This window comes from Aquirufa sp. OSTEICH-129A (genome assembly GCF_054558355.1).
In genome coordinates this window covers 147,975-165,997 of record NZ_JBPXKC010000001.1, presented here as the reverse complement: position 1 = coordinate 165,997, position 18,023 = coordinate 147,975, and the positions used below count along the sequence as shown (strand labels likewise).

Annotated in this window: 19 protein-coding genes; 13 read left to right on the top strand and 6 right to left on the bottom strand. The window is 38.8% G+C overall.

Annotated features, from left to right (window positions below):
• The first annotated feature begins 21 nt into the window (after positions 1 to 21).
• Genes SKC36_RS00745 through SKC36_RS00725 form a run of 5 tightly spaced genes read left to right on the top strand, consistent with a single transcriptional unit; the run spans position 22 to position 3,942 of the window.
• Positions 22 to 1,197, top strand: a complete 1,176-nt coding sequence (locus tag SKC36_RS00745; RefSeq protein WP_459463995.1) for a class I SAM-dependent methyltransferase — start codon at positions 22 to 24, stop codon at positions 1,195 to 1,197.
• Between the two features lie 57 nt (positions 1,198 to 1,254).
• Positions 1,255 to 1,929, top strand: coding sequence for a hypothetical protein (locus SKC36_RS00740; RefSeq protein WP_459463993.1), 675 nt, complete (start codon positions 1,255 to 1,257; stop codon positions 1,927 to 1,929).
• A gap of 4 nt (positions 1,930 to 1,933) precedes the next feature.
• A complete protein-coding gene (locus SKC36_RS00735; protein ID WP_459463991.1) occupies positions 1,934 to 2,242 on the top strand; it encodes a hypothetical protein in 309 nt (102 codons plus the stop codon).
• A gap of 10 nt (positions 2,243 to 2,252) precedes the next feature.
• Positions 2,253 to 2,699 carry an SRPBCC family protein gene (locus tag SKC36_RS00730; protein ID WP_459463989.1) on the top strand — a complete coding sequence of 149 codons (447 nt, stop codon included), beginning with the start codon at positions 2,253 to 2,255 and terminating at the stop codon, positions 2,697 to 2,699.
• Positions 2,700 to 2,703: 4 nt separating this feature from the next.
• Positions 2,704 to 3,942 carry a dicarboxylate/amino acid:cation symporter gene (locus tag SKC36_RS00725; RefSeq protein WP_459452565.1) on the top strand — a complete coding sequence of 413 codons (1,239 nt, stop codon included), beginning with the start codon at positions 2,704 to 2,706 and terminating at the stop codon, positions 3,940 to 3,942.
• Here SKC36_RS00725 and SKC36_RS00720 read toward each other — a convergent pair.
• Positions 3,929 to 5,152 carry an ABC transporter permease gene (locus SKC36_RS00720; protein ID WP_459463987.1) on the bottom strand — a complete coding sequence of 408 codons (1,224 nt, stop codon included), beginning with the start codon at positions 5,150 to 5,152 and terminating at the stop codon, positions 3,929 to 3,931. The genes SKC36_RS00725 and SKC36_RS00720 overlap by 14 nt on opposite strands.
• A gap of 11 nt (positions 5,153 to 5,163) precedes the next feature.
• Positions 5,164 to 5,538: a 30S ribosome-binding factor RbfA gene (gene rbfA, locus SKC36_RS00715; protein ID WP_459452561.1), complete on the bottom strand. Its 375-nt coding sequence runs from the start codon at positions 5,536 to 5,538 to the stop codon at positions 5,164 to 5,166.
• An 85-nt stretch (positions 5,539 to 5,623) separates the two neighbouring features.
• Here rbfA and SKC36_RS00710 point away from each other — a divergent pair, with 85 nt between their 5' ends.
• Entirely contained in the window at positions 5,624 to 6,994 is a 1,371-nt protein-coding gene (locus tag SKC36_RS00710; protein ID WP_459452560.1) for a hypothetical protein, read from the top strand.
• Here SKC36_RS00710 and rpiB read toward each other — a convergent pair.
• On the bottom strand, positions 6,991 to 7,428 hold the full coding sequence (gene rpiB / locus SKC36_RS00705) for a ribose 5-phosphate isomerase B (RefSeq protein ID WP_459452558.1): 438 nt from the start codon (positions 7,426 to 7,428) through the stop codon (positions 6,991 to 6,993). The genes SKC36_RS00710 and rpiB overlap by 4 nt on opposite strands.
• Positions 7,429 to 7,509: 81 nt before the next feature.
• Here rpiB and SKC36_RS00700 point away from each other — a divergent pair, with 81 nt between their 5' ends.
• Positions 7,510 to 8,232, top strand: a complete 723-nt coding sequence (locus SKC36_RS00700; protein WP_459452556.1) for an LOG family protein — start codon at positions 7,510 to 7,512, stop codon at positions 8,230 to 8,232.
• Here SKC36_RS00700 and SKC36_RS00695 read toward each other — a convergent pair.
• A complete protein-coding gene (locus tag SKC36_RS00695) occupies positions 8,229 to 9,896 on the bottom strand; it encodes a helix-hairpin-helix domain-containing protein (RefSeq protein WP_459452554.1) in 1,668 nt (555 codons plus the stop codon). The two genes, SKC36_RS00700 and SKC36_RS00695, sit on opposite strands and share 4 nt — an antisense overlap.
• 14 nt (positions 9,897 to 9,910) lie before the next feature.
• On the bottom strand, positions 9,911 to 10,396 hold the full coding sequence (locus SKC36_RS00690; RefSeq protein WP_459452553.1) for a methylated-DNA--[protein]-cysteine S-methyltransferase: 486 nt from the start codon (positions 10,394 to 10,396) through the stop codon (positions 9,911 to 9,913).
• 267 nt (positions 10,397 to 10,663) lie between these two features.
• Between SKC36_RS00690 and SKC36_RS00685 the strand changes: the two genes are divergently transcribed.
• The 3 genes from SKC36_RS00685 to SKC36_RS00675 all read left to right on the top strand — a co-directional run bounded on the left by SKC36_RS00685 (position 10,664) and on the right by SKC36_RS00675 (position 13,714).
• Positions 10,664 to 12,094 carry a circularly permuted type 2 ATP-grasp protein gene (locus SKC36_RS00685; protein WP_459452551.1) on the top strand — a complete coding sequence of 477 codons (1,431 nt, stop codon included), beginning with the start codon at positions 10,664 to 10,666 and terminating at the stop codon, positions 12,092 to 12,094.
• A 408-nt stretch (positions 12,095 to 12,502) separates the two neighbouring features.
• Positions 12,503 to 13,189, top strand: coding sequence for a DUF4386 domain-containing protein (locus tag SKC36_RS00680; protein WP_459463985.1), 687 nt, complete (start codon positions 12,503 to 12,505; stop codon positions 13,187 to 13,189).
• Positions 13,190 to 13,474: 285 nt separating this feature from the next.
• Complete coding sequence (locus SKC36_RS00675; protein WP_459463983.1) at positions 13,475 to 13,714, top strand: hypothetical protein; 240 nt, start codon at positions 13,475 to 13,477, stop codon at positions 13,712 to 13,714.
• Between the two features lie 435 nt (positions 13,715 to 14,149).
• Here SKC36_RS00675 and lysA read toward each other — a convergent pair whose 3' ends face one another.
• Positions 14,150 to 15,385, bottom strand: a complete 1,236-nt coding sequence (lysA, locus tag SKC36_RS00670) for a diaminopimelate decarboxylase (protein ID WP_459452543.1) — start codon at positions 15,383 to 15,385, stop codon at positions 14,150 to 14,152.
• Positions 15,386 to 15,429: 44 nt separating this feature from the next.
• Between lysA and SKC36_RS00665 the strand changes: the two genes are divergently transcribed.
• From SKC36_RS00665 to SKC36_RS00655, 3 genes are read left to right on the top strand one after another with little or no spacing between them, the layout of a single operon-like run.
• Entirely contained in the window at positions 15,430 to 16,770 is a 1,341-nt protein-coding gene (locus SKC36_RS00665) for an alkaline phosphatase D family protein (protein ID WP_459463981.1), read from the top strand.
• Position 16,771: 1 nt separating this feature from the next.
• On the top strand, positions 16,772 to 17,209 hold the full coding sequence (locus SKC36_RS00660) for an OsmC family protein (protein WP_459452540.1): 438 nt from the start codon (positions 16,772 to 16,774) through the stop codon (positions 17,207 to 17,209).
• Positions 17,210 to 17,212: 3 nt separating this feature from the next.
• Positions 17,213 to 18,007 (top strand): thymidylate synthase, encoded by a 795-nt coding sequence (locus SKC36_RS00655; RefSeq protein WP_459463978.1) that lies wholly within the window; start codon positions 17,213 to 17,215, stop codon positions 18,005 to 18,007.
• The last annotated feature ends 16 nt before the right edge of the window (positions 18,008 to 18,023 follow it).

Below are 18,023 nucleotides of genomic sequence, written 5' to 3'. Positions count from 1 at the left end.
AAACCAGCATTCTTAATTTGCATGATGCTATCAAAAGAAGAAATAAAGTTCATACAAGATCATGCCCAGGATGACCCCTATCAGTTGAGTTTATCAAAGGGACTGAACCCTGAGCTTCATTTGCCTAGCTTGATAGCACAAATACAAGCTAGGCAAAAATTGATCCATAAATTACCCAGCTGGTTGGCGAATCCCGAAATTTATTTTCCCCCACAGTTAAATCTAGAACAAGCATCATCAGAGGATACGGCGCTGTTTAAAGCAGAATTGATTCAAGGTAAATTGATCGATGTAACAGGTGGCATGGGAGTTGATAGCTGGGCATTTGCCCAAAAGGGAAACAAGGTCACCTACGTTGAACGAGATGAAAATTTGGCCAACATTACCCAAAGGAACCATCACCTATTGCTTGGCGACCGGATTCAACATGTGCAAGGTGACGGAATTGACTACATGAAGCATCATCCCACTGATTGGGATTATATCTATATAGATCCTGCCAGAAGAGGTGCCAAAGGCGAAAAGGTAATTCTGCTGGAAAATTGTGAGCCCAATGTACAAGATATATTGCCCTACATTAATAAAAAAACTAGCTTATTGATCAAAACAAGTCCTTTATTGGATATTAGCAGAGCCATACAAAGCCTGCAAGGAGTCAATCAAGTATGGGTGATTGCAGTCAAAAATGAAGTAAAAGAATTACTATTTTTAAAATCAGCCGAAGCCACGATGGATCCACAAATAGAGGTTCATGAATTAAGCTTGACTAAAAGTCTGATATTCCAAGGAAAGCTTAGTGAAGAAAAAGATGCTATATCTCCGATTGGTGATTTGGATGAATACCTCTATGAACCCCATGCCGGCATAATGAAGGCAGGATTTTTCAAATTAGCAGCGGGTAAACATTTGCATAAACTAGGAATCAATACGCATTTATACACTTCAAAAGAAAGGGTACTTGATTTTCCGGGAAGGCAATTCAAGGTAAAAGCTTATGGAAGCCTAGATAAAAAATGGATAGAGAGCCACCTTACTGAAGGAAAAGCCAATATTAGCACTAGAAATTTCCCTATGAGTCCTGAAGAGATCCGTAAGAAGTACAAGCTAAAGGAAGGGGGGCCGTGGACACTATTTGCCTTCCAAGATGCGCATCAAAAAAATGTCTTGGCATTATGTGAAAAATGTCCTGCCAATTGATTTCGTATTTTCACTAAAAAATTTACCTTTGTTCTTTACATTCAACAAATTAAGGCCATGTCTAAGTATCTTTTCCTAGCGTTGTTTGTTTTCAGCACTTGCTGCAGTCAAGCTCAAATATTTTCTGGAATGACAGAAATAGAGCGTGCAAAAAAAGAAGGCTTTTATACCTATTTGGGATCGGAAGAAAAGTATGCCATAGAAAGCTGGAAAAACTATTTAAAGAAATTTGGTCGAGTAGAAAATGGTAAAGGTGGTGCCATCATCAGTTATGACACTCGAATTTCTGCTATTTCTAAGAATTCATTTACTCTATTATCTAAAATCTCAGAGGAAAATAATAAAACTAAACTCTTTGTTTCCATAGGTTTAGGGCCTGATGATTACATTCAAACGGGTCATGCTCAATTCAGAGATGCCTCTTCCTGGTTAGAGGATTTTATTGAAATCTTAAACTCAGAAGAGGGGGTACGGAAAGAGGAACAAAAATTGGCGAATCTAACTAATCAGAAAGTCAAGAATATCAAATCAGCCGAACGACTGGTTCGAGAATTAGAGGCGAACAAGAAACAAACGGAATTATTGACTAAAAAATTAGAGGAAGCGAAATTAGAAAAAGAGAAATTACTAGCTAACCAAGAACAAAATAAATTAGATCAAAAAGCTACGGAGGAAGCTTTAATTCTTCAAAATCAAGCACTAGAATCAGCAAAAAAGAAAATTAAAAACTAAACCCATGAAAAAAGCCATACACTTTTTGGGAGTATTCATGATGTATATCATGACTAGTAGTTTTGGATTGGTAGAATATTCTGCCATGAGACCGCATACGTATTTTGTGGGCATAGATAGTACTAAACAATTGAAGCAAACTTCATTATTGGCGGCTAAAAAAGAGATTAATTCCTTACCTAAAAAGCAAGAAGATAATCAACAGGATTCTCAAATAAATGAAGAGGCTAAACATTGGTCCAAATACATTGTTCTGGGAGTTAAGGCTGTCTTTTCAACATTACTTAGTCTGCTTAGTTATATGATTAAGTAAATCACACCCTATGCCATCATTCAGAGTAGAAACACGCATTACATCACCGATTGACTCTGTTTGGGCTCTTTTTGATCAGAACTTATTAAGCAAATTATCGCCTCCATTCCCTCCTGTTTCCATAAATCGTTTTGATGGTTGTCAGAAGGGTGATTTAGTCCAATTGGAAATCAAATTGGGCTTATTTAGTTTATTTTGGGATTCGGAAATTACTGAGGATTATCAGGGTGCAGATAAAATCTATTTTATTGATGAAGGTAGAAGGATTCCATTGGGAATAAAGCAGTGGAAACATGAGCATATTTTAGAAAAAATCAATGCCGAAGAAACCATGGTCATTGACCAGATTACTTACTCTACTTCCTCTAAATTTTTAGATATTCTACTTTATCCCTTACTTTGGGGAATGATTATCTACCGTAAACCTCTGTATAAATCTTTACTTACACTTCGCTAAACATATGAAATTAAGCCTTACTCAAAAAATCATCCTAGGTTTTATCCTTGGACTTGCCCTAGGTGAATACTTTTACCTTTCCTTTTCTCCCGAAGAAAGTCATGAGTGGGCCCAACGATTTCAAGTAATTTCGAAGATATTCTTACGTCTGATCAAGATGATAGTGGGACCTTTGGTATTCTGTACCTTAGTGGTGGGTATCGCTAAACTTGGTGATTTTAAGGCAGTTGGTCGAATTGGATTAAAAACCATCGGATATTTTTATTTCGCTACCCTCCTATCTTTAGTAACTGGATTGGTTGTTGTAAATATCACCCAACCAGGAAGCCTCCAGTCATGGCCAAAACCAGCTGCGGGTACCTCCACAGGAATCGATGCTTCTAAAGTAAAAACCTTAGAAGATTTTATATTGCATATCTTCCCAGATAGCTTCTTCAGAGCTTTAGCAGAAAACGAGATTTTACAAATTGTCATTTTTTCCTTGTTCTTTGGAGTGGCTTTAGGTTCGATTGGTGAAACTGGTAAAAAGCTGATTCATGTCTTTGAAAACTTAGCGGAGGTGGTTTTCAAAATGGTGAATTACGTCATGGAAGTGGCACCTTATGCGGTTTTTGCAGCCATGACTACTGTGGTAGCGAATAAGGGATTAAGTATTCTAATAAGTTATGGCTATTTAATGGTATGCTTTTTAGGTGGTCTTTTATTCTTTACCGTGGTCATTTTGTGGCTTATTTGCCTTTTCAACAAAATACCTTATTGGGCTTTGTTAAAAGAGCTCAAAGAGGCTTTATTGATATCCTTCTCCACAGCAAGTTCGGAGGCTTCCTTCCCTCAAACCATCGCGGCATTGGAGCGATTTGGTTGCAGCAGACGCATAGTAGGTTTTGTTTTGCCTTTGGGATATAGCTTTAATTTAGATGGCTCCATGTTGTACATGACCTTTGCTACGGGTTTCATCGCGCAAGCCTATGGAGTACATTTAACGCTGGAGCAACAAATCACCATGTTATTAACGCTCATGATTACCTCTAAGGGTATCGCGGGGGTGCCTAGAGCCTCCTTGGTCATTATTGCGGGAACACTAACCATGTTTAACTTACCTGCGGAAGGAATAGCCCTGCTCTTAGGGGTTGATCCCTTCTTGGATATGGGTAGAACTGTAACCTCAGTAGCCGGAAACGGAGTTGCAACCTGTGTGGTATCTAAATGGGAAGGAGAATTTAATCCTCCTACAAACGCTTAAAGGTCATTTCTACTGCTTTTTTAGCTGGAAAAATGGAAGCTAAAAAGGTAATGATAATGACTACCAAAGCCGTTTGAACAAAATCAGCCAGTCGCATTTCAATGGGATAGGCATCGATGAGTGAATTAGGAATGCCCAAAGATATAATCCCATATTCTTGTTGGATATAGCCCAAACCATAACCTAACAGCATACCAATGATGGCGCCGGAAAAGCTTATTAAAACACCCACCAACAAAAATGTTTGGAACATCTGTTTTTTGGTAAAACCCATGGCCAATAAGGTGGAAAGGTCTTTCTTTTTCTCTATAACCAATAAGGAAAGAGCATAAAATAAGGTAAAAGAAGCAATACCCATTACAAAGGCCATGATCAAGAAAACAAAGAATTTTTCAATCTTGATGGCTTTTAACAGGGCCACATGCTGTTCATCTCTCGTTTGAATTTGATAGTTATTCCCTAAAATAGCAGCAAGTTTATTTTTTACCACACTTTCGTCCGAATTCTCATCAATCATAATTTCCAAGGCAGAAATTTGATTTTCTACCCCCATCAATTCCTCCATCCAGGTAAGCGGCACTAATATCATTTGGTTATCAAAGGATTGCTCCACTTCCATCACACCTGCAGGAAAAAAGTTATTACTGCGAATAGACTGCTCATTAACAGTGAAGCGTTTCAGAGCTTGATGATTAGGATACCAGGCTTCAATCGGAGTAAATACATCCTCAAAACTCATGCCCATATTTAAAAACACCCCAATACCGACGATGGCAAAGGCATGCTCGCCACTCTGAACAAAATAATCTCCCTCCACGACCTGTTTTTTCAGACGTTCAGCCTTAATAAACTCATCATCGACTCCTTTAAAGCGAACAACCAATTGTTTACTCTTGTAACGAATAAGTGCTTGGTCCTCTAATATTGGATTGACGAATCGAATACCCTCTAAGGATTTTACGGCTTGTAATTGTTGGGCCGACAAGGTAAATCGGGCATCTTTAAGAGAAATAACTTTTAAATCGGGGTCATAGGTTTTGAATAAACCTTTTTGAAATTCTTCTAAACCGTTAAATACCGATAAGATTAAGATGAGCGCCATGACCTCCACTCCCACCCCCAGCATGGATATACGGGAGATGAAGGTGATAAAACTCGCCTTAGACTTGGTGAAAAAATACCTTTTTGCAACAAATAAGGGTAGATTCAAGGGACTAACATTTATTTATCTTCCTCGTCAGTAGCAGGAGGAATAACCAAACCTTCAAATAAAGCTTCAATTTTAGCTGCATAGGCAGCCGTATCATCTAGGTAAAACGATAAATGTGGTATAATTCGTACTTGATGGCGAATTCGATTCGCTAAAGCATTGCGAATAGCCTTGGTTTTTTCTTCCAAAATATCCACCACTGCTTGAGGATTATCCACGAGAAGAAAGCTCAAATAACAACGAGCCGCAGACAAATCGGGACTCATTTTTACGTCAGTGATGGTGACCATTCCTTTACCAAAAATCTCTTTAAATTCCTTTTGAAAGATATCACTTAAATCTTTTTGTATCTGACGACCAAACTTTTGTTGACGCTTGCTTTCCATATTTCTCCTTTCTTTACCTAAAAATCCCACAAATTTCAGAATAATAATTGGATTAAACGTAATTTAGGGGCAGTGTTCCAAAAATATGTTCCAAATTTTTAAGTCTGATTCCATTTTGCCTACCCTTTTATTGGTTGCAATTTGGCTTATTAGTTTATTCTATATCCAGCAATGGGGATTAGCTCCCTTTCCTTGGGAGATTAAAAACTATTTATTGGGTCAAAAACTAAATCAAGGTTTCTTGATTTATGAGGACATTAGTGATAATACCGCTCCATTAGCGGCATTGTTTTATCAACTAGTTCAATGGTTCTCCATTCCAGTTCATTGGAACATCTATATATCATCGATCATTGTTATTTATCAAAGTTATATATTCCAACAAACCATACAGCGTTTTGAACTAATGCCTCAAATTGGGTACCTACCCTTTTTGATGTATGCCATCATTTTCCACTTATCCTTGGAGTTTTTAGCTCCTGGGCCAGCCTTGGTTGGACTAACTTTTTTATTGCTGGCATGGAGGGAAATCATCTATCAACAAAGGACCTTACAGGTCAATGACCGGGTTATACTTATTGGAATCTACATGGCGATTGCCAGTCTATTCTATTTGAGTTATTCTTTATTCTTTGTTTGGGCTTTGTTGAGCTTGCTGTTTTATTCGGGTATTACGCTTCGACAAATCGTCTTAATGTTTGTTGGATTCCTGATGGTCTTTTCCTTGAACATCTTATTCTTTTCCATCAATGGAAACTTGCCCTTCATGATTCAAGTTTTCAAAAGGTCGGCCTTTCAGTTTCAAGTGCCCGAACAATTAGAGGTTATACAAATTGCGGGCGTTTTTGCACCAGCCTTGTTCATCGGAATTTGGGGATTTTGGTTGGTCTTACGCAGCAGAAGAATTCGTTCCAATGCGCAAAAAGGCCAGCAAACCAATCTTATTTGGCTCATTACAGCCATTTTTGCCACCTTGACGGTTCCTTCTTTGATTCGCATCAACTTGTTATTTTTCTTACCTGCTTTAGCCTATTTTGGACTTAATATTTTTCATGTAAGCTCCAATTCCATTTTGAAAGAAATAGCGCTATGGTTACTGATTGGAGGTACTTGGTATAACGTACAGCTAGAACTAAAAAATAAGGACCGGGAGCGTATTCCTGCCCCAACTTTGACCTTAAAAAACCAGCGATTGATGGTACTAGGGCCACAAATAGAAGAATATTTGGGTAATCAAATGGTGGGACCTTTTGTCAATTGGGATTTAGCCAAACCCTTATTTTCTAATTTGGACCAATACAAAAACGTGGTTTTACTGCATGAATACTTTGAAAAAGACGCCCCCGACTACATTTATGATGCAGAAAATAACATCAAAAAACTGAGTATCTATTTACCAAGCTTGAAAAAGTCTTACCGACAAATTTCCCCTAATTTATACCAGAAAAATCCTTAGCTGCAGGATATTTTACCCACACGACCTTGATGGCGACCACCTTCAAAAGGAGTTTCAATGAACGCTGCTAAGCAGGCTTTTGCTTCCTCTAGGGAAATAAATCGTACTGGCAAACAGATGACATTGGCATCGTTATGTTGACGAACCAATTTAGCTACTTCGACATTCCAGGCTAAACCCGCACGAATACCTTGGTGCTTGTTGGCTGTGATAGCTACCCCATTGGCACTACCACATAATAATAAACCGAAACGCTGCTCTCCACTTTCTACGGCTGAAGCTACGGGATGAGCAAAATCTGGATAATCTACTGAATCAGCAGAAAAAGTACCATAATCTTTCACTGTGATTCCTCTTTCAGTTAAGAAATCAATCAAATCATTTTTATAATCAAATCCGGCGTGATCACCGCCAACAGCAAAAGTTAAGCCCATGGTATTGTATTTTAGTTCTAAATTCTTGACAAAGGTAAGCGGATATATCCTACATTTGCGATGAATCAAAAGAATAAATTTATGTTGGAGAATGATCGGCAGCACGAAGAAGAAAAAATAAAAAAAGCATTTGGAGACAAAACCTGGGCACAAATAAAATCAGAAGAATCTTGGAGAATTTTCAAGATCATGAGTGAGTTTGTAGAGGGCATCGATAAACTTTCTAAGATTGGCCCTTGTGTATCTATATTTGGTTCAGCCCGAACAAAACCAGACAATCCCTATTATCAAGTGGCCGAAGAAATAGCGGCTAAATTAGTCAGACATGGCTATGGAGTCATTACTGGTGGTGGTCCAGGTATCATGGAGGCAGGTAATAAAGGAGCAAAAACCGAAGGAGGTAGATCAGTGGGATTAAACATTGAATTACCATTTGAGCAATTTGCGAATCCTTATATTGACCATGACAAGAACATCAATTTTGATTTCTTCTTTGTTCGAAAAGTCATGTTTGTGAAATACTCCCAAGGCTTTATCATCATGCCTGGTGGCTTTGGCACCTTGGATGAGATGTTTGAATCCTTAACCTTGATTCAAACCCATAAAATAGGTCGTTTCCCGGTGGTATTGGTCGGGACCGATTATTGGAAAGGATTAATCGATTGGATAAAAAACACCATGATTTTGCATGGAAACATAAATGAGGAAGATTTAGATTTATTTTCCTTGGTTGATACCCCTACCGAAGCCGTACGCGTGATTGATGAGTTCTATGCCAAATACCTATTGAAACCAAACTTCTAAGCTTTGCTAAAAAAGGCTTTCAAGTCTTGTATATTCAATGCATTTAAGGTCAAGGAGCGCAATAAACCTCCTTTACGTCCTACTTTGACCCCATATTCCATATCTCGAATGCCCTCAATTTGGTGGGCATCGGGATTGATGGACACGTAAATCCCCTTGTCCATGGCATCGTAAATGTAGCGCCAATCTAAATCGAGACGATAGGGACTAGCATTTAATTCGATGCTCACACCATTAGCCTTGCAAGCATCTAAAATCTTTTCCATGTGAAGGGGAAAGCCAGCACGAGTTAGAAGCAGCCGACCTGTGGGATGTCCCAAAATAGAAGTATATGGATTCTCAACAGCCTTAATCACTCGGGGCATGGATCGTTCTATATCCATGGCCAATTGGGCATGCACGGAAGCAACCACGTAGTCGAAACGAGCTAGAACCGATGCATCATAATCCAAAGATCCATCGGGCAAAATATCAGCTTCTATCCCTTTCAAAATGGTAAAATCATTCCAACGGGCATTAAATTCATCAATTTCTTCTTGCTGAGCAATCACGCGATCCTCTTTTAATCCGTTAGCATAAGCGGCATATTGCGAGTGATCAGCTATACCAAAATAGCTTAAACCTAGGGCCCGACAAGCCTCAGCCATTTCCAATAAGGTATTTTTACCATCCGAATAAGTGGAGTGATTATGCAAACATCCTTTTAAGTCGGAATACTGAATTAATTCCTCTGCTTGATGCTTTTGGGACCATTCAAACTCCTTGAATCCTTCGCGCATCTCAGGAATGATGTAGGGCAAATTTAAGGTTTCATAGACCTCTTGATCTGATGCAATGCTTTTCCCTTGAAAATGTTTGTAAAAATGTATGCTGGTTAAGTGCTCGGGGTGAGCTATATGCTGAAAAAGGGCATGTTGCCATTGTTCCGGAGCAATAATATGAATGTGTATAGGCAAAAGATGGCCATGAAATAAACCTCTCCAAGTAAATGGAGAAGATTCTTGGATATCTTCTTGCATCCCATCAATGGCATTGATGAGCGCACCTGATCCAAATATGTCACTAGATTCAACCAAGAAAATTAGTTCGGAAATAACTTCACAGTTTCTAGATAACTCCCCGGCCTTGGCAGCTTGAGGGAATTGTAATTTCAATTTTTCTAAAATCAATTGAGATAGATGGCTGGCCTTATCTAATCGTAGCTTTTTGGAGTTTTGCTTAAGAAATTGAATGTACAACTGCACGTTTTCTTGTACCGCTTTACCAAAACCCTTTAATTGCTCCAAACGGTTCTCCTCACAGGCACTTAGTAAATCATCTAAGTCAGTAATGCCTAATTCCTTCCAAATCAGCCCGACTTTCTTAGGCCCTAGTCCTTTGATTTTCAATAAGTTCAATATCCCAGAAGGAGTCTGTTCCAGGATTCCTTCCAAGTCCGAACTACTTCCTACTTGAATGAGGTCTAAAATGATTTTGACGATGGACTTCCCTACGCCTGGGATTTGTAATAATTCAGCTTCAGTGAGTGATGAAATTTTGCCTGGGTATTTATCTAAACCACGCGCGGCAAAAGCCAAATTCTTACTTTTAAATTCATTGACCCCATGGACATCCCATAGTTTGACCAATAATTCCAATGCATCAACAATTTCATCATTTCCCATGCTCAAAGATAAGCCTAAAAAAGATTCAATTGAAGACTTAATCCTGGATATCCTTCATGTTTTAATAACCACTCCTTGCGCCACAATTCTCCTCGGTAACCTACCAAGGAACCGTCAGAGCCAATCACTCGATGGCAGGGAACCAGCAATAGCACAGGGTTTTGGGCATTGGCATTGCCAACAGCTTGGGCCGCCTTGGGTTGTTCGATAATCTCGGCAATTTGTTGGTAAGACATCACCTCTCCCACCGGAATTTCCAATAAAGCTGACCAAACCTTCCTTTGAAAGGAAGTAGCATTTGAAAAATCTATGGGACAAGTCCATTTCCATTGAGGATTCTCAAAATAGGCATCTAAGTTCCGTATTACCTCCTCTTGCATCGCCTTGAATTCATCGGCTATGGTATCATTTCCACCTTGCTCGACAAACTGTAGCGAAGTTAATCCTTTGTCAGAAAGCTCAATTTGTAAATAACCGAGAGGAGAATGGCAGAAAAACATGTGATACATTGTCAATAGTGAAGAGTAATTAGGGAATCCTTTTGGGATCCAATCATATTAGCCTTGAAGGTACTCAAAACGAATTTATGCTAATAATAAATTGGGAATTTAGTCATTGAAAATAGTAAGCCAAGGTCAACGATTGTTATACTCAAAAAGCCAATTTATCATTTACCATTAGCTCACTTGCAGCCAAAAGTTCTTTTTTTTCCAGAAATAAAATCCTAAATTATTAGCTAATCAAGCATTGCATAAATAATAAGGCCTATGAATTTCACATTTAAAGATTACCAAACAGAGGGATTTTACGACGAAATGTTCAGTCCAGAAGGACTTGTTCGCGAGGGATATGGACCATTTAAAGAGCGCGTAGAACAATTAAGCCAAGAGGAATTTCTTCGCAGGCATCAATCTGCCGAAAGAGCCTTAATGGCCATGGGAATTACCTTCAATGTGTATTCTGAAAATGAAGGCACGGAGCGTATTATGCCTGTCGATATTATCCCCAGAATAGTGAACGGCACGGATTGGGATAATGTAGAAAAAGGGCTAGTACAGCGCATTACGGCATTAAATTTATTTTTATCTGATATTTATTCCGATCAAAAAATCATCAAAGACGGAATTATTCCCAAGGAAGTTATCTATTCATCCAAGAACTTTTTAGCACCCTGCATGGGGATTAAACCACCTAAAAACATTTGGATTCACATTACAGGAACCGATTTGATCCGTGGCGACAATGGGGAATTCATGGTTTTGGAAGACAATTTACGTTGTCCCTCTGGGGTTTCTTATATGTTGGAAAATAGGGAATTGTTCAAGCAAACCTTTCCTGAGGTGGTGGCCAAAACGCAGATACGAACCATTTCGGATTACCCACATAAATTATTGGAAATGTTGCGCTTCATCAGCGACCGACCTGAGCCAACCGTGGTGGTGTTAACCCCTGGGATTTATAATTCAGCCTATTTTGAGCATTCGTATTTGGCCCAACAAATGGGCGTAGAATTAGTAGATGCCCGTGATTTGGTGGTGCATGAAGGCTATGTGAAAATGCGTACCACCAAAGGCTTCAAAATCGTGGATGTGATTTATCGTCGCATCGATGATACCTTTTTAGACCCAGATACCTTCAACCCTGATTCCATGATTGGTATACCGGGAATATTTGAAGTGTACAAAAAAGGAAGAGTAGCACTAGCCAATGCCCCAGGAACTGGTGTGGCCGATGATAAGGTAATTTATGCCTATGTGCCAAAAATCATTAAATATTATTTAGGAGAAGATGCCATTTTACCCAATGTAGAAACCTATATCTGTGGCGAAGAGGCAGACAGGAAGTATGTCTTAGAAAACATTGAAAAATTGGTAGTCAAAGAAGCCAATGAAGCAGGAGGTTATGGCATGTTGATAGGCCCCAAATCCACCAAAGAAGAGCAAGAAAAGTTCAAACAATACATTTTAGCCAATCCAAGAAACTACATCGCCCAACCAACCATATCCCTATCTCGTGTCCCATGCTTGATAGAAGATCATCCAGAAGGAAGGCATGTGGACCTAAGACCTTATATTTTATACGGTAATGAAGTCAAAGTAATCCCTGGCGGCCTAACCCGAGTAGCCTTACGCAAAGGCTCCTTGGTAGTTAATTCCTCCCAAGGAGGTGGGTCGAAGGATACGTGGGTGTTGTATTAGTTGTTAGGGATTAGGGCTTAGTTATTAGAAAATGTAGAGTGTAGAATGTAGAATGTAGAATGTAGAATGTAGAATGTAGAATGTAGAATGTAGAGTGTAGAATTATTTGTGAAATGCGGTGACTAGTCGCTCCAAATCAACTTTTACAACATGGATTTTCATGTACCGAAGGGCCAAATCGAACAGTAGATTTGTCAAAGAGATTTGTCACAGAGATTTGTCAAATTTTGAAAATTTGACAAATCTGAAGCATTAAAAATCCTAGGTTATTTTTCTGGCATGCATAAAGTGGAAAATAGCGTATTAAACTGGCACACCAACTAAAAGAATAAGCCTGATTTTTTGGCTATTATTGCTTACTTTCCTTCTAACGAAAAACTTTTTCAATCCCTTTGACCACCTAAAAACATGATTTCAGATAAAAATTTAGCCAGATTGGCAGGGTTTTGCTATTTGCTGGTGATTGGAACAGGATTGTTTTCAGAAGTTTTTGTCAGGCAAGCATTACGTGTGCCAAATAATGCCATAGCCACGGCCCACAATATTCAAACACATGAAATGCTTTATCGTTGGGGTTTTGCTGCTGACTTGATCAATTTTGTGCTTGGAATACCCACCATTTTGATCATTTACCACTTTTTCAAAAAATCAAACAAGCTGATCGTACAAATGGCTGTAGCCATGGCTATCATTCAAACGGCCATTATTGCCGTCAATCTGTTGAATCAAATTACTCCTTTGTTATTGTTGAGCCATGACAGCTACTTAAGTACTTTTCAAGCCAGCCAAAAGGCAACAATGGCCCTTTTGTCTTTGAATATTCAAGCACAAGGTTATGGAATTGGTTTGGTATTCTTTGGATGTTATTGCATCCTCATAGGATATGTCATTTTCAAAACCAATGCCATTCCTAGATTTATTGGTGTATTATATGTGATCGCTGGACTCTGCTATTTGATCAATAGTTTTACCATGTTTCTCTCCCAAGGATTCGCCAATCCCTTGTTCATTTACCTAGCCATTCCAATATTTATAGGGGAACTAACTCTTTGTTTGTACTTACTCATCAAAGGAATTGATACATCGAAGTGCTAAGTCAGAATTGTCAAATTTGCGAAATTTGACAATTCTCTCACCCAAATACTCCCAAACCCCTTATCACTAATCCCTAAACACTAATCACTAAACACTAATCCCTAAACACTAATCCCTAAACACTAATCACTAGTATATCTGATTTCACTATAAGTCCTCAAACGTATCTACAGTTCGTAGAAAATATAAAGAATTTTATATTAATGGGAAAATACTTGATAAATTCACATCATTGTTATTACCTTTCAGAATCTAGGAATAATTTAGATACTACACATTTTGTTTATGAAAACAGAATCCATCATACAAAGCAAGAAGTTAGAATTAATTCAGTGGCTATCTACTATTGATGATATAACTGTACTCAATAAAATCTTTGAGTTAAAAAAGCAAGAAAATATAGATTGGTGGAGCAGTATTTCTGAATTAGAAAAACAATCTATAGAACAAGGATTGCAAGAGGCAGAAAACGGGAAATTAAATAATCATTCAAAAGCCAAACAGCTTTATGAAAAGTGGTTATAGAATTGTTTGGACGGATCATGTTTTAAATGAATTACACAATACAATCCAATATCTTCAAGAAAATTGGACAACAAAAGAATTACAAAATCTAGCAACAAAAATTGAAGAAGTCATTTCCTTAATTTCTCATAATCCATACTTATTCCAAGTTTCAGGTTTCAAAAAAAAATGTTCGTAGAGTTGTCATTGCGAGACATAATACTTTATACTATCAAATAAATGAGAATCAAATTGAAATACTTTCGTTCTTTTCTCATCGTCAAAGTTTAAAGAAAAGAAAAGTATAAAATTCCCGTTTTTATCGCATTTTGACATGTTCATACACCCACTGTTCGCCATGTTCACATCCCTACGGTTCAGTGTAAACCGCTGGGCCATGTTGAATGGCGATTCTTAAGCACTAATCACTAAAAAATAAACACTAATCCCTAATCACTAGTATATCTGATTTCTCACCAAATCCTCTAAAGTATCTCTTTTGCGTATTAATTTGGCTTCGGATTGGTCTACCAATACTTCTGCTGGTAAAAAGCGAGAATTATAATGCGATGCCATGGTGAATCCATAAGCTCCTGCATTGGCAAAGGCTAAGATATCGCCTTCCTTTACTTCATTCAATATGCGCTCGTTTTGATTTCCTTCAAAATCAAAGGAGAAGGTATCTGTCTCGCAGATATTTCCTACCACGCGGTAAGCCTCCTGCTGCAAATCTTCTTCATTGGAAGCATTAAATATATAATGGTAAGAACCATACATCATAGGACGTATCAAATGGTTCAATCCGGAGTTGATACCCACAAAGGTCTTAATCGGGTCACGTTTAACGACCGTCGCTTTGGTCAAAAGAGTACCTGCCTCAGACACCAAAAACTTGCCTGGTTCCACCCAAAGCTTTAATTCCTTGCCATAATGCGCACAAAACTTCAAGAAGGCATTGCCCATGATTTGACCGATCTCCTGCATATTAACACCCGGATCCTCAGGTGAATAAGGCACTTTAAATCCGCCTCCCAAATCCATTAATTCTAAATCAGGAAAATCCTTAGCAAACTCAAACAAAGCGGAAGCCGCTTGTTCAAAGGTCTTTCCATCCTTAATATCCGAACCCGTATGCTGATGTAAGCCAATGACTTTGATTTGGTATTTCTCTATCAAAGTCAAAATTTCAGCCTTTTGATGAATGGAAATTCCAAATTTAGATTCTGGATGTGCCGTCATGATTTTGGCATTTCCTCCTCCAAAAACATGGGGTTTAATGCGCAACAAACATGGAACAGATGAACCATAGGTTTGGCCAAACTTTTCCAATACTGATAGGTTATCTAAATTAACTATTGCCCCTTTAGAAACCGCAAATTCTATTTCCTCAAATTCTACTCCGCTGGGGGTAAATGTAATCTGATCTCCTCGGTAACCTGCCAATAAACCTAATTCCAATTCCTGTGGCGAAACCACATCTAAATCTACTCCTTCTGCCAGCATCAATTTTAAAATGGACACATTGGTATTGGCCTTGCATGCGTACTTAATCGACAAAGAGATATCATCAAATGCGTTTCTTAGAACCGAGATTTTTTCCCTAATTTTGTCAGCATTATATACGTATAGAGGTGTACCAAATTGATTGGCAAGGGTTGTCAAAGGAATACCTTGAATGGAATAATAGGCCATTGTAAATAAATTAAGGCACAAAGATAGTGCTAATCTTCTTATCTATGCAGTCAACCAACAAAATAAGACTTTTTCAGCTAGGTCTAATCTTAGCAATACTTAGTTTTTTCCCAACTTTTTCTCAGGTAAAAAGTGGCCCTATGCTGGGTTATTCTGAGATGAAAGAAGTGCTCATTTGGGTACAAACAGAGAAGCCTGCCCAAGTTCAAATCAAATATTGGGAAAAAGGTACGGAGTCCAATAAATCAGCACACCTCACTCCTGCCATCCTTACCCAAAAATCCCAAGCACATATTGCGCGCATGATTGCGGATGAAGTCAGCATGGGTAAAAAATACACCTATGAAGTTTGGGTCGACAGTAAAAAAGTCAACTTTGATTATCCTTTGGAATTTCAAACGCAAACGCTTTGGCAATACCGAACCGACCCACCTAATTTCAACTTTGTGGTTGGCTCATGCAATTACATCAATGAAGAAGCCACCGACCGACCGGGCAGACCCTATGGAGGGGCCGATGAAATTTATAAGGCCATTTATGACAAAAAGCCCGATTTCATGATTTGGGGTGGTGATAATTTTTATTACCGAGAGGCCGATTGGAATACACGAACCGGCATGATTCATCGGAATGACCATACGCGTGGACAAAAATCGGTTCAACCCTTATTAGCAAGCACGCACCATTATGCCATTTGGGATGACCATGATTATGGCCCCAATGATGCCGATCGTTCTTTTGCCTTAAAGCATACTTCCTTGGAATTATTTAAACTCTATTGGGGAAATCCCAATTTCGTTTATCCCCATGAGGCTATTACGGGAACATTTCAATGGGCTGATGTGGAGTTTTTCATGATGGATGACCGCTGGTTTAAAGCTCCCAATGATGAAAAAAATCCAGCCAAAGATTATTTTGGACAAAAACAATTGCAATGGCTGTTGGACGCTTTGACGAGCAGTCGGGCTAGCTTTAAAATCATTGTCAATGGTGGACAAGTCATAAATCCGGCCAAAGTATTTGAAAACATGGCCAATTACGAACAGGAGCACACTCAATTATTGAAAGAAATTAAAAACCGAAATATCCCCGGCGTTTTATTCATTTCGGGAGACCGCCATTGGTCCAGTTTTTGGAAAATGGATCGTCCTGGCACTTATCCCTTATACGACTTGACCGTGTCACCCTTGACAGCCGGAACTGCCAGTCCTACGCCACAAGACTTAAATTCGGCATTAGTACCGGGCACGGCAAGTAATCAACGTGCATTTGCCCATATTTCTGTCAGCGGTCCGCTAAAAGATCGTATCTTAGAGATTAATTTAGTGAATTCCGAAGGAAAGGAATTGTGGAAACAACGTATCACATCAAGTCAATTGAAATAATATGGAAGTTGTATTAAATCGTATAGATCAAGATTTTCATTTCGAAGCGCGGGGCAGTTCTCCTGTTCCCGTACATATCGATGCCGCAGAAGGAATTGGCGGTCATAATGCCGGTGCTAGACCTATGGAATTACTCCTGATGGGTTTAGGTGGTTGTACGGCCATTGATGTTATCTTGATTTTGAAAAAACAAAGACAAGTGGTGGATGATTTTCAAATCCGTATTTCAGGTACTCGGGAAAAGATTGAAGGAACGGAGAAAACTCCTTTTAGAAGCATCAATATTCAATTTGAATTACAAGGAGCCATTGATGGAGGAAAAGCCCTAAAAGCGATTCAGATGTCCATGGATAAGTATTGCTCTGCCACAGCCCAATTAGAACCTAGTTCAGTGATTACTCATACCCTTTTGTTGAACGGAGAAGCCTTTGAAAATTAATCCATGAAAGCATATTTAGACCTATTACGTCATATCAAAGAAAACGGTACCTTTAAATCAGACCGTACAGGAACAGGCACTTTAAGTGTATTTGGGTACCAAATGAGGTTTAACTTGGAAGAAGGTTTTCCCATTTTGACCACCAAAAAAGTACATACCAAATCCATTATTTATGAATTATTATGGTTCTTAAAAGGTGAAACCAATATCAAATATTTAAAGGATCATGAAGTTTCTATTTGGGACGAGTGGGCCAATGAACATGGGGATTTAGGACCTGTGTATGGCAAGCAATGGCGTTCTTGGGAAGGACCTAATGGTCAGGTCATAGACCAAATCAAGGAAGTTATTCATACCCTAAAGACCAATCCAGATTCACGCAGAATCATTGTTTCTGCTTGGAATGTGGCTGATTTACCTAAAATGGCCTTGATGCCCTGCCATGCTCTTTTCCAATTTTATGTGGCCGATGGTAAACTATCTTGTCAGTTATACCAACGTTCGGCAGATGTTTTTTTAGGAGTACCTTTCAACATCGCTAGTTATGCCTTATTAACCATGATGATCGCTCAAGTGTGTGATTTAGGCCTAGGAGATTTTGTTTGGACTGGTGGTGATACTCACTTATACTCCAATCACATGGAGCAAGTGGAAAAACAATTAACTCGTGAACCGAGAGCATTGCCGCAAATGAAATTAAACCCTAGGGTTAAAGATATCTTTGAATTTACTTACGAGGATTTCACCTTAGAAAACTACGACCCACATCCGGGAATTAAGGCGCCGGTGGCGGTGTAATTAGTTATTAGTGTTT

Excerpts from the sequence above, each read along its gene's own strand:
- SKC36_RS00745 (WP_459463995.1), top strand. The coding sequence starts at position 22 with ATGATGCTATCAAAAGAAGAAATAAAGTTCATACAAGATCATGCCCAG.
- SKC36_RS00740 (WP_459463993.1), top strand. The coding sequence starts at position 1,255 with ATGTCTAAGTATCTTTTCCTAGCGTTGTTTGTTTTCAGCACTTGCTGC.
- SKC36_RS00735 (WP_459463991.1), top strand. The coding sequence starts at position 1,934 with ATGAAAAAAGCCATACACTTTTTGGGAGTATTCATGATGTATATCATG.
- SKC36_RS00730 (WP_459463989.1), top strand. The coding sequence starts at position 2,253 with ATGCCATCATTCAGAGTAGAAACACGCATTACATCACCGATTGACTCT.
- SKC36_RS00725 (WP_459452565.1), top strand. The coding sequence starts at position 2,704 with ATGAAATTAAGCCTTACTCAAAAAATCATCCTAGGTTTTATCCTTGGA.
- rbfA (WP_459452561.1), bottom strand. The coding sequence starts at position 5,538 with ATGGAAAGCAAGCGTCAACAAAAGTTTGGTCGTCAGATACAAAAAGAT.
- SKC36_RS00710 (WP_459452560.1), top strand. The coding sequence starts at position 5,624 with ATGTTCCAAATTTTTAAGTCTGATTCCATTTTGCCTACCCTTTTATTG.
- rpiB (WP_459452558.1), bottom strand. The coding sequence starts at position 7,428 with ATGGGCTTAACTTTTGCTGTTGGCGGTGATCACGCCGGATTTGATTAT.
- SKC36_RS00700 (WP_459452556.1), top strand. The coding sequence starts at position 7,510 with ATGTTGGAGAATGATCGGCAGCACGAAGAAGAAAAAATAAAAAAAGCA.
- SKC36_RS00695 (WP_459452554.1), bottom strand. The coding sequence starts at position 9,896 with ATGGGAAATGATGAAATTGTTGATGCATTGGAATTATTGGTCAAACTA.
- SKC36_RS00690 (WP_459452553.1), bottom strand. The coding sequence starts at position 10,396 with ATGTTTTTCTGCCATTCTCCTCTCGGTTATTTACAAATTGAGCTTTCT.
- SKC36_RS00685 (WP_459452551.1), top strand. The coding sequence starts at position 10,664 with ATGAATTTCACATTTAAAGATTACCAAACAGAGGGATTTTACGACGAA.
- SKC36_RS00680 (WP_459463985.1), top strand. The coding sequence starts at position 12,503 with ATGATTTCAGATAAAAATTTAGCCAGATTGGCAGGGTTTTGCTATTTG.
- SKC36_RS00675 (WP_459463983.1), top strand. The coding sequence starts at position 13,475 with ATGAAAACAGAATCCATCATACAAAGCAAGAAGTTAGAATTAATTCAG.
- lysA (WP_459452543.1), bottom strand. The coding sequence starts at position 15,385 with ATGGCCTATTATTCCATTCAAGGTATTCCTTTGACAACCCTTGCCAAT.
- SKC36_RS00665 (WP_459463981.1), top strand. The coding sequence starts at position 15,430 with ATGCAGTCAACCAACAAAATAAGACTTTTTCAGCTAGGTCTAATCTTA.
- SKC36_RS00660 (WP_459452540.1), top strand. The coding sequence starts at position 16,772 with ATGGAAGTTGTATTAAATCGTATAGATCAAGATTTTCATTTCGAAGCG.
- SKC36_RS00655 (WP_459463978.1), top strand. The coding sequence starts at position 17,213 with ATGAAAGCATATTTAGACCTATTACGTCATATCAAAGAAAACGGTACC.